Here is a 15,540-nt window from a genome sequence, read left to right as displayed (position 1 = left end):
CCAGCCTCTGCAATGATTTATTCGCCTAACAGCTTGATGAAATTAGCCGGGAGATTAAACTGCTGGTTATTGAGGATGATCTGCTTGAGCTCTTCATCGGTATCATCAGCCTGGGCATCCTTAATTTCATTAATTTCCCGGTGCAGCCGCTCCATCTGCAGGTCCAGCTCATAAGCTTTATCCGCCGCATGCTTCAGCTCCCTGGTCAAATGCTCGGGAACCGACTGGCTGTACTTGTAGAAAATTTTATGTTCAAGACTGGCCCAGAAGTCCATCGCAATCGTGCGGATCTGCACCTCAACGCAGACATGCTCCTGGCAATCTGACAAAAATACAGGAACCTCCACCAGCAGATGCAGGCTCTGGTAGCCGTTAGGCTTCGGGTTCTTGATATAATCCTTCACGCCCAGTACCTTCAGGTCATCCTGCTTCTGCAGCATTTCGCTGACCTGGTAAATGTCCGAGATAAACGAACAGGTAATACGTAATCCCGCTATATCTTTGATGCTTGATTTTATATTATCAAAGGAGATCCCGCAGTTTTTGCGTATCACCTTGTTCATGATGCTTTCAGGAGATTTAAGGCGTGATTTGGTATGCTCAATAGGGCTGTAGTCATGGAGCATCTGAAATTCCTGCTTGAGGATTTCAATTTTGGTCTCCATTTCCTCCAGAGCGAACTTGTAAATCATCATAAAACGGGTCAGATCATACTTAAGCTGTTTGAAATTTTCGATCTTGCTGCCGGTACTCATAATCAATTCTCCTCTTCTGCTCTCTTCACCCGGAGGCTTTCCCGGTTGAAGGAGTATAGCAATCTTTCATTAATCATAGCCAATCTATGGGCGGAATTCAAATATGGCACACAGCCCAAAAAGGCTACCCTCCTGTCCTTTCCGGAACCCGAAGGATAACCTGTTTTCGCAATAGGGCACTACAAGTCAGGCAAAAACCTCATCAACTGTCAGGCTGCGCTCCCGTGACAAATCTCGGAAGGTATCATTAACCTTAACCAGCGGGTTGAACAGATCAAGCGGATTGTTCATCACAATCATACCTTTTTCCCCGTTGCTGAGCTGCACATTTTTGCCTAAAAAGCCTGGCAGCATATGTGTCGTCAGCGCCTGCACCACATTTCCGTTCAGCTTGCCAAAACCCATTTCATGCACCTGGCGCAGCACGCTGACCAGTCCTTGCTTGGGCCGGTTCAGTCTTGAGGTGGTAAGATTCAGGTACAGGTTCGCTACAGATACAATTTCGGTATACGGATGGATGTCCTTATAGCTGATTCTGTTCGGATATCCGCTCCCGTCTTCGTATTCATGATGCTGCAGTGCGGCCAGTGCCGTGCCTTCATCCTTCATGGACCCGCGGATAATATCATAACCGTAGGAGGTATGGCGTCTCAGCTCCTCCTCTTCCGCAGCAGTCAGATACCCGGCATAATTTAAGATGGACAGGGACACCTGGCTTTTGCCGATATCATGCAGGTAGCCTGCGCGGCTGATTCTATAGCGTTCTTCCCTGGAATAACCCAGCCATGAAGCTATGTAATAGGACAGCAGCCCGACTTGGAGTGAATGATGGTAGGTATCAATGTCATCACGGTCCAGCAGGAGCAGAAGCGCTACGACATCCTTTTCCCGGTCCAGTGTCTCCAGCAGCGGCCGCAGCGTATCATCCACCATGGACGGAGTAAAGCTTCCGCGCTTCAGCGTTTCCAGAAATATAGACTCGTAACTCAGGATCGCCTGATCAAACTCCTCATCCAATCCGTGCCCCGGAACTTTTCCGTCAGCCGGATGGAAAATATTCTGGATGTCAATATCCACATAATCTATTCTTTGCCGTATAAGAAGCGAGATTTCCTCACGGCGGATTACCGTTCCCTTTGGGAGGATATGCAGGCCCACACTATTGAAAGTGTCTGTCGTAAGACAATCGCCGTGCTGTAAATCAGTGACATGGACTTTCAAACTCAGCACCCCTTTTTCATGCACAGGAAATATTTCCTTTTAACTATCTTGATCATATTCAAAAGCGTACAGTGTTACAATATGGTGAAAGTCACAATCGCCTTATCCACCTAGTTCAAAAGAATCCCTGACTTTAGCCGCTCAAGCCGCCCTTCAGAGGCCGGGAGAACCATCCGATACGCAAACAATGTACATTAGGGAATAAGATCTATATGATATTTTAGGAGGAAATTTATCTAAAGGGAGGAAGTCCATGTTCGAGCATCTGGTTGCGTTTAAATTCAACGGGCAATACGATCCGCAAAACGGAGAGCATCTGGTAGGGACACTGCTTGCATTAAAAGAGCAAATTCCGGGGATTGTGGATATTACGGCTGGCGTAAACGTCACGGAAGAAACGGAGAATATTCACGGCTATACGCTGGGGCTTCGCGTGACCTTTACAGATCAGGAAGCCCTGCGGGCATATGGCCCGCACCCGGCGCACCGCCATTTTGTAGGGCTGCTTGAAGGAATTATAGAAGAAGTTGTAGTAGTAGATTATCCAATCTTCAAGTAATGCCTAGAACAAATCATTAACGTCAGCGATAACCTTGCCTATCAGCTTGTCCTTGGCTACGAATGGAGTCGGCCACAAATGGGCGTCATAGCTGACATTACGGTTGTCCCCGAGAAAGAAATAATGCTCCTCCGGAACAGTGACGGGACCAAAGGTATAGGTCATCGGTTCTTTCAGGTACGGTTCCCCGATAATCTCGCCATTGCGGATCAGGGAACCGTCTTTGATCTCCAGCGTGTCACCAGGCAGACCGATCAGCCGTTTAACGTATCTTTTGTGGAGCTCATCCTGTACCGGCGGTGTAAATACCACGATATCCCCGTGCTTAAGCGAAGTCAGCCAGAGCATTTTTTCGACTACAAGACGGTCATTCACCTCGATGGTAGGCACCATGGACTCTGTCGGCACCCGCATCGCTTCGGCAACATACGTCCGGATAAACAGAGAGAGTACCACCCCGATCAGGATACTGGGTACCCATTGCTTCAGAAATTTCTTCATTTGCCACCTCACCTGTATGTATTAGTGATCAAATCGTTCTATAATCCGGGACATTTCCAGTTCAACATCAATAATAGTATTACGCGGCATATGAATTACAAAAAGACCTCCGAAAATCTGCTCCCATCTTCCTCCATGCTCTGTTACCAGCTGTGTAAAGTCTTTGATATCCCGGGAAAAGGCCGCCTCTCTGCTGAGCAGCCAGGCATGTCTCCGGTAGCCGGATTTCTGCACAGTTTCCACATAATAAGATACGCCCTGCTTTTCCTTCACTCTGATAATATCACCCAGGGCAATACCGGGGTTAAAAATCGGTGTTTCCTCAATACGGTACTGATCCCGTGACAGCGGAGTCACATCAATAATTTCAATTTCACGTCCATGCTCATCGAAGCATAAATGCAGTCCTACTTTATCCGGCATAATTACACCTCGCTTTTTGAAAAATAGACCGGACCTTCATTTTATTCAAACTCATGAAATTTGGCAATGCGCCAGTGTCTGCAGGGCGCGGCCTAATTGGCGCCTTTCAGCCCTCTGGCAATGATCCGCTCCAGCATCTTCCAGGGAAGCAGAGCCTTGCCGATCATCAGCATACGGGAGCCTTTGCCGACGGGATACCGCAGCTTGGGTGCAGAGATTGCGGTGATACGCCCGATCAGATCAGCTACCTGCCGGGGATCCGGCGCAGTCTCTGCAGTCCGGCGGGAATATCGCAGCACCTCTTCAAGCTTTTCTTTATACGGGGATGCTTCATTGACCTGAATACCTCCTATTCCTTTTTCCCAGATGGGGGTACGGAAGGATCCCGGTTCAACCAGAACTACTCTGACCCCAAAGGGAGACATCTCCTGGCGCAAGCTTTCACTGAAGCCCTCCACGGCCCACTTTGAAGCGGCATAGGGTCCGTATCCGGGAAATCCGGACAGGCCGCTTACACTGCTGACATTAATAATCAGGCCCTCTCTTTGCTCCCGCATCACGGGCAGTACAGCCTTCGTTACCGCCACCAGGCCGAAGAAGTTGGTCTCCATCTGCCGGCGCCACTCTTCCATGCTTACCTCTTCAATAAAGCCGCCGACGGCGAATCCTGCATTATTGACCAGCACATCAATTCTGCCATAGGCTTCTGTAATGGAAGCAACGGCCGACTGGACGGATACGGAGTCTGTCACATCCATTGTCATGAGGTGAATTTGCTTATGTACGCCTGCCTGTTCAGCCTGGCTGAGCAGTTCATTCTTCCGGCTAAGGTCTCTCATGGTTGCGATGACCTGATAACCTTTACCCGCCAGCGTTACAGCAGTCAGCAATCCGAAGCCGCTGGAGGTTCCGGTAACTAATGCGGTCCTGCCGCTGGTATGACTGGAGTTTATACTCAATTTATGCCTCCTTTTGTTACGGAATCCACAACAATTATACCGTATAATGTAATAAATCTCTAAACGCTGCCCTATTCGTGATCAATGCGAACGAAGGTTCTGTTCCCACTTGACCATCCATTAATTTCAAGTTATAGTTAGGAACAAATAATACGCGTTGAGCGGGCGAAGCACCTCGCAGGACAGGCATATCTGCCTTTCTTGGGGGTGCTTTTTTTCGTCTGATTAACGAGTGTAATTAAGGAGATGATCTAATAGTGAATTTTCTGAACAGGTTATACGCTGAACACAGGGTGGGCAGGGCAGGCAGGACGGGCTGTTGGACAGGGCTGCTGATTGTATTGATGCTCTTTTCAGGCTACGCGCCGCAGGCTGCGGCGGAAGCCTGGGATTCTGCCCTGGATGAAATCCATTCCCTGTACAGCAACTACACGGAGCTTCAGGTTACGCTAAAGTCTGAAAACGCAGCAACCCAGGCGCTCCGCAAACAGAACAATATTGATCTTGCCGCAATTAACAAGCAGCTGCAGTCCACCGATCTGGAGCTGCTGAACAAGCTGAAATCAGAAGCCGAGGCTGTACAGAAGAAGCATGCTCCGCTGCTGACGCAGTATTCATCGCTCGGAAAGCAGGCTTCGGAAGCCCGCAAAGCCAAGAACCTGAAGTCTGCAACACTGCTGGACATCAAGCGCAACAAGCTCAAGGTTGCTGCTGAAGCTGCCAAGGCTGAGGTAAAGGCGAAGACCACAGCGCTCAGCAAAGCACGGGCCGCTGCAGCGGCCAAGGTCAAACCAGCCAAGGATGCCCTTCTTCCGGCAGCTGCGCTTAAGAAGCAGATTACCGCAGAGAATAAGAAGGTCAGTGCGGCGAAGTCCGTGCGCTCCCAAGCTGACAAGAGCTACAAGTCGGCTGTCAAGAACGGCGATGCTGTTGCGGCGGCTGCGGCAATGAAGAAGTCTTATGCCAAGATGGGCGAAATCCGCACTATGGGACAGCAGATTTACCGCTGGGAGAAGCAAATAGCTTCCATTCTCAGGACTGCCGAGGCCAAGCTGCCGAAATAATGACTCACCGTTATAGTCTGCGGCTTGATCGGTGGTACAGTCCAGTCACTCAAATCAGCTGTACCAGCCAGCTGATAAGGTAGGCAGCCGGAATCAGGACGAGCTGTCCCAGCAGCGTCCCCAGAAACCGCGAACCCATCAGGAGCACATAGATTTTCCCCAGCTGGTCACGGTACTCCACATTTTCTGTGGCCTTGTGCGTGATAATTCCAAGCTGCGGGTCGATAAAGACAGTCAGCATGATGGTGGCCATCCCGTTGATCAGACCCGAAGCCTGGGAAGCTGTCGTGCTGAACTGAGGCAGCAGATGCGCTGCGTACAATGAGGACAGGACACCTACTGTATAGAACCCGGTCACGAAGATATTCATAATAATAAACCGCTTAGGAATACCCAGATACCGGAAGTTTACCAATCCGACTTTCGGCTTCCTGATATATTTCCGGGTATTCTTAAGCTGTCCTACAGTGACACTGCTGAGCACTTTGGGCAAGGACCCTTCAATTTCCAGCTTGGAAATAATTCTTCCGAACAGTCCGACGAATGTAGGGAACAGTCCGATCGCGATCAAGGTTCCAAGCGAAGCGGCCAGCATAATGATCTGCAAATAATTAAGCAGCGGGAAGCTCCCGCCCGAGGCAGCAGCTTTATTGGCTACGTCCACAAATTTGGCGGTCAGCGGTGCCTGGATCATGTTGGCGGTCCGGGATACGAGAACAATAATGCCGGTTAAGGATAAGGCAATCGCGATCTTGTTAAGCCGTACTCCGGCGTAACGCACGGAGTAGGATAACGTTTCTGCGGTGTTAATAACCATGGTAAGCAGGCAGACTATGATTAGATTACTTGTCATTGTCATGTTCCGGGGTTCATCTCCAAATCAGACGTTATTTGCGCATCAGACTGCGGTCCAGTACATAACAGATCATAATTCCTGCAGTGTACCTGAGGAGATCGGCCCATAGAAATCCCCTGCCCAGGATCAGCCCTCCCGGCAATGTGGAACGCAGACCATTGATCCACTCCGCCTGATAGAGCTGGCTGAATTCTATGCCGAAGCTGAAGACGAGGCTGAAGATAAGACACCACCACCCGGCCTGCCGGATCAGCAGGAAGCGAAAGGCGAAATAAATCATCCCTGCCCAAAGCGCGTCCCCTGCATGCTGTGCAATGAACAGCGGCAGCACATCACTGTATGCTCTGGACGCTGATCCCAGCCCCATGACCAGCAGTACCGCGCAGCCGCAGATCAGTCTTGCTCTCATTTTAATGGTTGTCCTCCGCAAGCTTGAAGTATGCAGTCGATCCTGCTCCTGATGTTTCTACTCAAATATTGCTTTTTCAGTACCGCCATCCTTGAGGAAGATTTCCTTCGGAAATGGAATAGCGGTTTCAGGAATCTCTTCTTCCCTGAAAAATCTGAACTCCTCTGCCTCACCGTCGATGCTGTGGGGAACCCCTTTTACAATAATGCAATCAAAAACCGTCACTGCATATTCAACCTTGTCACCGTTACTGTATTCATAAGCGTACTTTGCTCCGCCAAACACACCGATAATCCGTTTCGGCGTAACCATCAGTCCCGTCTCCTCGAACACCTCCCGCCGCAGCGCCCTGGACGGAGTCTCTCCGGGTTCAACCGCGCCTGCAGGCAGTCCCCACAGCTGCTCTCCGCCTTTACGGATGAACAGAATCTCATCCTGGTCATTTCTGATAACAGCGGCCACTGACGGAATCATCAACAGCCCCTGCCCCAGCTTCTCACGCAGCCGGCGGTAATAATCAGACATTGGCATTCATAATCCTCCTCTGGTCAGGAAACCCTTATCACTATATTTGACATTCCGTGCATCTATTCCTTGTCCGCGCAGATCAAAAAGAACATCCCTTAGCCGTGCGGCCGCAAGATGTTCTTTTGGGACAGTTCCATTACCGCTGCTTTTAACCGAGCCCCAGCCGCTTTAACGCCCGCCGCCGGACCCGGAAAGTCCACAGGAGATCACTGAGGAACAGCAGTACAACCAAAGGCAGGACCGGCAGCCATAGCTTTTCAATACGCAAGTAGAACCATTGTATAGCCGGATGCAGCAGGAAGATACAGGCAGCCGCAAGCCCCCACCAGTATAAAGAGAATTTGAGGCAGATATGTCCCTGCAATTGATACGGCATACCGGAATAGTCCCACCATTGTCTGTGGAATAACGTCAGCAGCAGCCATCCGCTGATATACTCAACGGCTGAGGGGATGACAAGTGCCAGCACCAGAAGAACCGGAACCGGCAATCCAAGCTCCCGGGCCGCCAGCAGAAGCAGCGGCGCACAGCCGTACATCGGCTTGAACGGCCCTTTCATGAACCCTTCCTTCCGGAAGGTGCCCGCGCTGTATAGATTATAGCTTCCCTCCAGCACCCAGCCCAGAAACGAGTAAATAACAAAATAGAAAGCATAGGACCCCGCCACAGCAAATGCTGCAGGATCCCCCGCTTGAAGTTCCGGTAAAAAGGTAATAACCTCCGCCTCCTCCCATAATAATTTCCATTCAGGCCATCCGGAAGCTAGTATGCCATCCCCCTGCAGGGGTTATGCAGTAAAATTGCAAAACAAAAAGCATAACCTGAAGGTTATGCCCTGATACTGAAAGGATGAGACTTGCTCTCTTATTCTTCTTTAAGCTGCTGCTCCCGGATCATGGGCGTTAGCGGCTCCTTGTCATACAGCCTTCTTTGGGTTTCCAGCCTCAGATCACTGCGCACCCCAAAATCCGGGCTGTATCTCTTCTCGAATTGTCCTGTCAGCGTGTCCGCACGTTTGTGCCGGTAGCGGCCGCTGTCATCCCGACTGCGCATTTCAATTCCTCCCCGCAAGATGGATTGCTTGAGACAAGATGAATCTGCGACGATCTCAGACAATATTATGAGTTGCTCAGGTTGTACTTATGTACAGTATACCTTACTTGCAAAAGGCTTCTCAATACCCGGAAGCCCGGTAATTATGCAAAAAAATAAAAACAGACCATCCTGTAAGGATGGTCTGTCAACACATGCATCGCTGCAGTTTAGTTTTTGGGAAGCGGGTCGGGGTGCGCGGATTCTGCAGGCTTGGCAACCCAATCATCGGCCTCCGGCTCGATATCTACGCCATTCTCCATCTTTTTGCGTTCTGCCAAGGAATCGCCGTCTTTGTTTTCCTTATTGCGGATGTCCGCTTCGTTCTGAGTATGATCTGACATGTGAATTCCTCCTATAGGTTTGATAGCTCTACTTAAGCTTCTTCAGTAATGGTTACTTAGTTATAGTTACCCATTAGCCTGTTTTACAAACATTTTTTCGTGCAGGAGGTTTTGCACAGCCATCATTTTTACTCGTAATACACGCGAAAGACAATATCCTGCTCGTAATTCCCGAACCCGCGCCCGAACAAGGTCAGCCCGCCCCGCCTACGGCTGATATCTTCTGCTGTAAAGCGGAAGGTCCACTGGTCCTGCTGCCACTGCACATCATTAAGCGTAACCGCCGAAATCTGCTGCCCGTCAATATAAGTCCCCCCCGCATTGATGCGGAGCACCTTCAGCAGGCCGTACTGGTTCACATCGGAATTCCACCAGGCCGGGGTAAGCCGGCCTCTCATCACGCCGAAGTCGCCGGGACTGGTCCATTTGCCAAGCTTCACTCCATTCAGGGAAAAGGTAATATCTGAAGGCCATTTCTCATTTACATGCGGTGCCTCCGAACCGATTTCCATGGAAATTTCAATCTCCTGAACCTTCTGGTCCCTGAAAAGATAGTTAGGCACCTTATATTCGGCGTAACCCTTGGCAAACCACAGGATTCCTGCATCCACCCGCTCGGGGTCGAGAAAATACCGCGGATCATCATAGTATCCGATCAGCTTTTCGGTTGTGGCAATACCACAGGTGGGTGAAGCCTGAAGATCCGTATAATGCCCTACAGGCACCGAGACCTCGACGACCTTCTTGGCAATGCCTTTGGCACCCGATAATTTAACCTGCAGAAAATTAGCCGAGAGCGAGCAGTATTTGTAGGTCCCTCCGTCAATCCGCTTCATCCTGGAACTGACAATGCCAGCCTTCTGCAGCTTGGCTACATGCGAACTGACAATAGCACTGCTGAGATACAGCTTGGCGGCGAGTTCTTTGATATGCATCTCCTGTACACCTAGCAGATCGATAATCCGCAGGCGGACCTCACTGGCCAGCGCTTCATACACCTTGAGGGATTCAGAATCGGTAGTCAGATACATAAGTATTATCCTCCAAGACATTTGAATTAGTAATTATATTAATCCTGAATAATTATATTGCTTATTATAGTGGTTCATTCGTATTATGTAATCATCAAATAGGTGAATCAATTAATATTATTATTAATCCCTTGCGAAGGAGTGTATATCAATGACAATACAATCAAAAATGATCGTCGACAAAGATTTCAAGCTGGCTGAGGTTGATCCGCGGGTGTATGGTTCCTTTATTGAACATCTGGGCCGGGCAGTCTACGGCGGCATATATGACCCTGAGCATCCGACCGCCGATGAAAACGGCTTTCGCGGTGATACCCTGCAGGCTGTGCGTGCAGCAGGCGTCCCGATCATCCGCTACCCTGGCGGCAACTTCGTCTCCGGCTACAACTGGGAGGACGGCGTGGGTCCAAAAGCTGACCGTAAGCGCTCTCTTGAATTAGCCTGGTGGACCACTGAGACAAATCAAATCGGTACTAACGAATTCGCGGATTGGGCCAAGCTGGCCGGCTCCGAGGTCATGATGGCCGTTAACCTCGGCACCCGCGGCATTGATGCAGCGAGAAATCTGGTAGAATACTGCAATCATCCTTCCGGCTCTTACTGGAGTGACCTGCGGATTTCCCATGGTTACAAGGAGCCCCATGCTTTCAAAACCTGGTGTCTGGGCAACGAGATGGATGGTCCCTGGCAGATTGGCGCCAAAACAGCCGTAGAGTACGGCAGACTCGCCAACGAAACCGCCAAAGCGATGCGCTGGGTCGACCCTTCTCTTGAGCTCGTAGCCTGCGGAAGCTCCGGCAGCAGCATGTCTACTTTTGCCGAGTGGGAAGCCACAGTCCTTGATCTCAGCTATGATAACGTGGACTTCCTGTCGCTGCATCAGTACTATAACAACCATGAAGATGACACGCCGAATTTCCTGGCCCGCTCACTGGATTTGGACCAGTTCATCAGCAGTGTAGCAGCCGTGTGCGACTATATCAAGGCTAAAAAGAAAAGCAAGAAGAAAATCTACCTCTCGCTCGATGAATGGAACGTATGGAAAACCCAGGGCACGAGCCGCGCTGATCAATTGTGGCAGGTTGCGCCGCCTGAATTTGAAGATGAATACAACATGGAGGATGCCCTAGTCGTAGGCTGCTGCCTCATTACACTGCTAAAGCATGCAGACCGGGTTAAAATGGCCTGTATCGCCCAGCTTATCAATGTTATTGCTCCGATTATGACCGAAAACGGCGGTCCGCTGTGGCTGCAAACGACTTATTACCCTTATATGCATGCATCGCTCTACGGCCGCGGTACGGTACTGCACCCGCTGATTACAAGTCCGGTGTATGACTCCAAGGATTTCACGGACGTACCTTATCTCGAAGCAGTCAGTGTATATAACGAAGAACTCGGAGAAGTTACTGTCTTTGCGGTAAACCGCCATCTGACTGAAGGCATGGAGTTTACCCTTGATCTTCGCAGCTTCAAGAACGTTAGCGTCCTCCAGCATACTGTACTTGAACATGAAGATATTCATGCCAGCAACACACGGAGCAACCCCGGCAATGTGCTGCCTCACAACCGGGGAAATGCAGCAGCCGGGGAAGGCAGCGTCACTGCCCTCCTTCCGAAAGCTTCCTGGAACGTCATCCGCCTGAAGGTCAACAGTTAAGCCGGAGCTTAATGATAGACAATCCAGGCGACGAACGGCGAGGCGATGGAACCGACAATGGCGCACACCGTCATCGCCACTGAGCTCATGGAAACAGCGCGCTCTCCATATTCCAGCGCCTTGGCCGTGCCAAGCGCATGGGACGCGGTGCCCAGACCGATGCCGATGCCGGATTCACCGCGGATTTTGAACGCACGGATAATATAAGGACCGCCGATCGCCCCGGTGAATCCGGCAATCATCACGAATACTGAGGTAAGCGAAGAGTCTCCGCCAAGACTTCCCGAAATCTGGATGGCTACGGCGGTAGTAATGGATTTGGGCAGTACAGACAGCACATACAGCTTGGAGAATCCGAACCATGCGGCCAGCAGCAGCCCGCTGAACATTCCGACCAGCAGTCCTGTAACTGTTCCGCCGAGGACTGCCGGAAGGTTCTTCCAGAGCACATTGCGCTGCTTGTAGAGCGGGTAAGCTAGCGCCACAACCGCTGGTCCCAGCAGACGGTTGATCCATTCTCCCCCGGTCATGTACGTGTCGTAGGAAATATCAAAGCCCAGCAGCAGCACCACAACTGTAAAAGTCGCAGTCAGCGCCGGCAAAAGAACAGGAAGACGGTAACGCTTGTAAAGCATGGACATCAGGATATAAACAGCGACAGTGAGCAGGATAAAGCCGGCGGCAATCAGATATTTCATGCTTCCTTGCCCTTCTCTCTCAGAAGGGTGCGGCGGTAACTGCGTCTGCCGGTCCCCTTCGCGCTGCGGGAGGCAATCCACTGGCTGGAATGAGCCGTTACAGCCATCGTAATTATACTGCTTACCACCAGAATGCCGATCAGCAGCAGGCCTCTGCCGCTGAAGATATCCAGATGATTCATAATTCCAGCGGTTGCCGGAATGAAAAACATCGGAAGGTACGCCATGATAAATGAAGAGCCGTTCTCAATCAGCTTTACCGGCACAATCTTGAGCAGGAGCAATACAAAGAGCAGCAGCAGGCCGACGATACTGCCCGGAACCGGGAGATGCAGCAGCTTCTGCAGATACTCTCCAGCCAGAAAGAACACATACAATACAGCAACTTCAGCAATAATACGGATAATTTTCACACAGCAGGAATCCCTTCAATCCTAAATTGAAAATCCTATGTAATCCTTACTCCTCTAGACTATCAGAACTTTCAGCAAATTTTCAATTATTTTTCGACACTTGTAAGGATTTTCATAAAAAAACCTCTCTTTCAAGGAACCGTGTTTCTCACCCGTTCCTTCGGCAGAGAGGTTTTTTAATTTAGGTTTTCAAGCTGCAGATCCTGCTCAGACCCTTTGAATAACCTGTCCGGATGATTGCCGTGTTTTGTCTGCGGCGTGTTGAATTCAAAAGCGGACAGGATCTCTTGTTTGGTTAACGCAGTGGTCTCCATTAATCAGACCCTCTTTCATCCCAGCAAGTTTCGATTGACTGGCTTCTGCTTACATGCATAATAGTAGAGTACATAGGCTTAATTTTGGTACGTACATTTATGTTATGTAGTATACAAATCGATACTTTAAGGTGGGGTAATTATGCGTAACAGAAAAGGCGGGTTCGGTGAATGCCCGGATGGACAGGGAACAGCCTGCCCTGTTGAATTCACTCTGGATGTCATCGGCGGGAAATGGAAAGGCGTGCTGCTGTACCATCTCATGGACGAGAAGAAGCGATTCAATGAATTCCGGAGAATATGTCCCGGCATTACCCAGCGTATGCTGACTCTGCAGCTCCGTGAGCTGGAAGAGGACGGCGTTGTCCACCGGGAAGTGTATCATCAGGTGCCGCCCAAGGTCGAGTATTCGCTGTCTGAATTCGGACGTACGCTGATTCCGATCATCCGGCTGATGCGGGATTGGGGCGAGGAATACAAAACCAAGCAGCTGTCCAAGGGCAGCGTAACTGCAGAAAGTTAAAAAAAGGTGCAGCCGGGGCTGCACCTTTTAGCAATAACTGTTAACCTGAATCGAATGGCCTATCGCTCAATATACTCGGTTTTTCGCATACAATTTGCTGCTTCCCCTTCGCCGTGGCTCAATATACTCGGTTTTTCGTGTACAATTTGCTGCTTTCTCTTCGAAGCGGCCAATTATACTCGGTTTTTCACGTACAATTTGCTGCTTTCCCTTCGCCGTGGCCCATTATACTCGGTTTTTCGTGTACAATTTGCTGCTTTCCCTTCGCCGTGGCCCATTATACTCGGTTTTTCACTTACAATTTGCTGCTTTCCCTTCGCCGTGGCCCATTATACTCGGTTTTTCGCGAACACTTATGAGTTTTCCATGCCCCGGCTTAGCTTTGCATCTGTGAATTCTTATCCACTGCTTTCCCTGGCTCCTGCTCAAAAAACTCCTCAGACTTCTGGCGGTGCTCGTCGGTTACCTGGCCGGCAATGGCCCGGACGCCGGCGGCAATAATGGCCGCGTCATCCGTCAGCCCCAATCCGATGAGCGCATCGGGAATGGCATCAATCGGCGAGATGAAATAAGCCAGTGCACCAAAGGCGATACCTTTGGCCCACATCGGGGTTTTAGCGTCGATGGCGCAGTAATACATAGCAACTGCATCTTTGGTAAACGGTATTTTGCCGGCAAATTTCTTCGTTTTGCTCCAAAAGCTCTTTTTTACCAGCTTTTCGTTCTTCTCGCTGTATCTGAAATCCTCCACTGCGAGCTCCGCAGCAAACTTGTCTCCATTTTTGTTCATCAGCAATCCCTCCTCCTGGGTCGTTCCCTATTATCATATAACCCGCCTCTCACCATTTGCGAAACCCGGCCTTCACCTGACTTGCCACTCAGCCGGACGGCCGTGTAAATGCATTTGCCATCTGTTACTTGGCCTGTATAAATCCGCTCACCATCACTGCCTGCCACGAATAAAATAGTATACATACGGGTAACCAAAGCTTAATCAGAAGGGACGGATCAGCGATGAGGTTCACATTCCCCATTCTCACCTTATGCCACGGCGGCGCCCAAAGGATGCTTGTAGAGCTGACCAACGGCCTCACCCGGCTGGGCCATGAGGTTGTGATCCTTATGCCCCTGGAAGGCGCCGTGTCTTATACAGTGCATTCTACGCTGCTGCGGACTCCGCATACAGTGCTGCGGGAATCTGATTTTCCGGTCAGCGACGTCATCGTTTCGAATTTTTACACAACCGTTCCTGTGGCAGAGGCTGCGAGCAAAAACGGCAAGGGACTCCATGTCCGTCTCTCGCTGTGTTATGAGCCTGTATTTTTGCCGGAGAATAACATCTCCTTCCCCAGCTACCATATTACGGACAACCTGATCGTACTGTCCCACTGGCAGCAGGAATTAATTGAGATCAATCATGGAATCAAAGGCAGCATTGTCCCCGTAGGCATCAGTTCAGCGTTTAAGAATTACCATTTCCGGCATATGCTGCAGGAGCCGCTGAACATTACAGCTATTCTCCGTAAAAATGAGGACACGTTCTCCTGGCACAGGGAACAGGATTATATGATCCAGCAGCTTGATATGGTTAAACAACAGCTTCCCGGTGTGAATATCAACTTCATCAGTCCGCCTGATGAGTTCTACTCTTCGGATACACTGCAGGCTATGAAAGCCGGCGGCAAATACCGGTTCTATACCCCGCTGAATGATGAAGAGCTGTGCTACCACTATAACAGCGCCGATATCTTTGTCAGCTCCAGCACACTCGATACCGGCTCTATGCCGGGGCTGGAGGCCATGCGCTGCGGAGCTGCCCTGGTGTCCGTCTATTCGGGCGGCAATCTGGAATATGCCCGTCATGCCGAGAACTGCCTGCTGTCTTACAGATATGAAAACCGGCTGGCTGAGGATATAATTACACTGGCTCAGAATCATCCGCTCAGAATCAAGCTTGCCTCGAAGGGTGAAGCAGATTCGGTCAAATGGACCTGGGAGAACAGCGTCCGCATTATGGAACAGGCTGTCCTTAATTTTATGAATACCGCTTCGTCCGGCATTTCTTCAAGAGCTGTTATGCCCCTGAGGAACAGTTACTTCAGAGCAGACGGCTGAACATAGGCTGCTGACGCAGACAATAACAAAAAAGAGGCTCCTTACCTGAATAGTAAGAAAAGCCTCTTTTTTTGC

General features: G+C 50.2%; 21 protein-coding genes. 5 read left to right on the top strand and 16 right to left on the bottom strand.

Annotated features, from left to right (window positions below):
* Positions 1-17 precede the first annotated feature (17 nt).
* Positions 18-755 (bottom strand): GTP pyrophosphokinase, encoded by a 738-nt coding sequence (locus tag C2I18_RS23485; RefSeq protein WP_249898135.1) that lies wholly within the window; start codon positions 753-755, stop codon positions 18-20.
* A 186-nt stretch (positions 756-941) separates the two neighbouring features.
* Complete coding sequence (locus C2I18_RS23480) at positions 942-1,985, bottom strand: HD-GYP domain-containing protein (RefSeq protein ID WP_342760316.1); 1,044 nt, start codon at positions 1,983-1,985, stop codon at positions 942-944.
* Between the two features lie 244 nt (positions 1,986-2,229).
* On the opposite strand from C2I18_RS23480, the gene C2I18_RS23475 reads away from it, so the two are divergent.
* Positions 2,230-2,535, top strand: a complete 306-nt coding sequence (locus C2I18_RS23475; protein ID WP_249898134.1) for a Dabb family protein — start codon at positions 2,230-2,232, stop codon at positions 2,533-2,535.
* 3 nt (positions 2,536-2,538) lie between these two features.
* Here C2I18_RS23475 and lepB read toward each other — a convergent pair whose 3' ends face one another.
* The 3 genes from lepB to C2I18_RS23460 all read right to left on the bottom strand — a co-directional run bounded on the left by lepB (position 2,539) and on the right by C2I18_RS23460 (position 4,418).
* Entirely contained in the window at positions 2,539-3,036 is a 498-nt protein-coding gene (gene lepB, locus C2I18_RS23470; protein WP_249898133.1) for a signal peptidase I, read from the bottom strand.
* A gap of 21 nt (positions 3,037-3,057) precedes the next feature.
* Complete coding sequence (locus C2I18_RS23465) at positions 3,058-3,459, bottom strand: DUF4265 domain-containing protein (protein WP_249898132.1); 402 nt, start codon at positions 3,457-3,459, stop codon at positions 3,058-3,060.
* Positions 3,460-3,551: 92 nt separating this feature from the next.
* Positions 3,552-4,418 (bottom strand): SDR family oxidoreductase, encoded by an 867-nt coding sequence (locus C2I18_RS23460; RefSeq protein WP_481857835.1) that lies wholly within the window; start codon positions 4,416-4,418, stop codon positions 3,552-3,554.
* A 257-nt stretch (positions 4,419-4,675) separates the two neighbouring features.
* Between C2I18_RS23460 and C2I18_RS23455 the strand changes: the two genes are divergently transcribed.
* The gene (locus C2I18_RS23455) at positions 4,676-5,482 is read left to right on the top strand and encodes a hypothetical protein (protein ID WP_249898131.1); all 807 of its coding nucleotides are present in this window, start codon (positions 4,676-4,678) and stop codon (positions 5,480-5,482) included.
* A gap of 49 nt (positions 5,483-5,531) precedes the next feature.
* Here the strand turns inward: C2I18_RS23455 and C2I18_RS23450 are convergent, their stop codons facing one another.
* The 7 genes from C2I18_RS23450 to C2I18_RS23420 all read right to left on the bottom strand — a co-directional run bounded on the left by C2I18_RS23450 (position 5,532) and on the right by C2I18_RS23420 (position 9,742).
* Positions 5,532-6,335 (bottom strand): lipid II flippase Amj family protein, encoded by an 804-nt coding sequence (locus C2I18_RS23450; protein WP_249898130.1) that lies wholly within the window; start codon positions 6,333-6,335, stop codon positions 5,532-5,534.
* Positions 6,336-6,369: 34 nt separating this feature from the next.
* Complete coding sequence (locus C2I18_RS23445) at positions 6,370-6,747, bottom strand: ribosomal maturation YjgA family protein (RefSeq protein WP_249898129.1); 378 nt, start codon at positions 6,745-6,747, stop codon at positions 6,370-6,372.
* Positions 6,748-6,804: 57 nt separating this feature from the next.
* Entirely contained in the window at positions 6,805-7,278 is a 474-nt protein-coding gene (locus C2I18_RS23440; protein WP_249898128.1) for an NUDIX domain-containing protein, read from the bottom strand.
* Positions 7,279-7,423: 145 nt separating this feature from the next.
* The gene (locus tag C2I18_RS23435; RefSeq protein ID WP_249898127.1) at positions 7,424-7,942 is read right to left on the bottom strand and encodes a putative ABC transporter permease; all 519 of its coding nucleotides are present in this window, start codon (positions 7,940-7,942) and stop codon (positions 7,424-7,426) included.
* Between the two features lie 197 nt (positions 7,943-8,139).
* Positions 8,140-8,328, bottom strand: a complete 189-nt coding sequence (locus tag C2I18_RS23430) for a hypothetical protein (RefSeq protein WP_249898126.1) — start codon at positions 8,326-8,328, stop codon at positions 8,140-8,142.
* A 209-nt stretch (positions 8,329-8,537) separates the two neighbouring features.
* Positions 8,538-8,711 (bottom strand): hypothetical protein, encoded by a 174-nt coding sequence (locus tag C2I18_RS23425; RefSeq protein ID WP_249898125.1) that lies wholly within the window; start codon positions 8,709-8,711, stop codon positions 8,538-8,540.
* Positions 8,712-8,839: 128 nt separating this feature from the next.
* Complete coding sequence (locus C2I18_RS23420; RefSeq protein ID WP_249898124.1) at positions 8,840-9,742, bottom strand: ArsR/SmtB family transcription factor; 903 nt, start codon at positions 9,740-9,742, stop codon at positions 8,840-8,842.
* A 151-nt stretch (positions 9,743-9,893) separates the two neighbouring features.
* On the opposite strand from C2I18_RS23420, the gene arfA reads away from it, so the two are divergent.
* On the top strand, positions 9,894-11,402 hold the full coding sequence (arfA, locus tag C2I18_RS23415; protein WP_249898123.1) for an arabinosylfuranosidase ArfA: 1,509 nt from the start codon (positions 9,894-9,896) through the stop codon (positions 11,400-11,402).
* 8 nt (positions 11,403-11,410) lie between these two features.
* Here arfA and C2I18_RS23410 read toward each other — a convergent pair whose 3' ends face one another.
* From C2I18_RS23410 to C2I18_RS23400, 3 genes are all read right to left on the bottom strand, one after another.
* Entirely contained in the window at positions 11,411-12,100 is a 690-nt protein-coding gene (locus C2I18_RS23410; RefSeq protein ID WP_249898122.1) for an LrgB family protein, read from the bottom strand.
* On the bottom strand, positions 12,097-12,513 hold the full coding sequence (locus C2I18_RS23405) for a CidA/LrgA family protein (RefSeq protein ID WP_249898121.1): 417 nt from the start codon (positions 12,511-12,513) through the stop codon (positions 12,097-12,099). The genes C2I18_RS23410 and C2I18_RS23405 overlap by 4 nt, the downstream gene beginning before the upstream one ends.
* 176 nt (positions 12,514-12,689) lie before the next feature.
* A complete protein-coding gene (locus tag C2I18_RS23400) occupies positions 12,690-12,827 on the bottom strand; it encodes a hypothetical protein (RefSeq protein WP_249898120.1) in 138 nt (45 codons plus the stop codon).
* Between the two features lie 142 nt (positions 12,828-12,969).
* On the opposite strand from C2I18_RS23400, the gene C2I18_RS23395 reads away from it, so the two are divergent.
* Positions 12,970-13,350, top strand: coding sequence for a winged helix-turn-helix transcriptional regulator (locus C2I18_RS23395; protein ID WP_249898119.1), 381 nt, complete (start codon positions 12,970-12,972; stop codon positions 13,348-13,350).
* A 376-nt stretch (positions 13,351-13,726) separates the two neighbouring features.
* On the opposite strand, the gene C2I18_RS23390 is transcribed toward C2I18_RS23395, so the two are convergent.
* Positions 13,727-14,140 (bottom strand): YkvA family protein, encoded by a 414-nt coding sequence (locus tag C2I18_RS23390; RefSeq protein ID WP_249898118.1) that lies wholly within the window; start codon positions 14,138-14,140, stop codon positions 13,727-13,729.
* Between the two features lie 224 nt (positions 14,141-14,364).
* Here C2I18_RS23390 and C2I18_RS23385 point away from each other — a divergent pair, with 224 nt between their 5' ends.
* Complete coding sequence (locus tag C2I18_RS23385; protein ID WP_249898117.1) at positions 14,365-15,465, top strand: glycosyltransferase family 4 protein; 1,101 nt, start codon at positions 14,365-14,367, stop codon at positions 15,463-15,465.
* The last annotated feature ends 75 nt before the right edge of the window (positions 15,466-15,540 follow it).

It is taken from the genome of Paenibacillus sp. PK3_47, from assembly GCF_023520895.1.
In the GTDB taxonomy this organism is placed as follows: domain Bacteria; phylum Bacillota; class Bacilli; order Paenibacillales; family Paenibacillaceae; genus Paenibacillus_AQ.
Note: the sequence above shows the minus strand (reverse complement) of the source record. Positions and strands in the feature narration are given on the sequence as shown.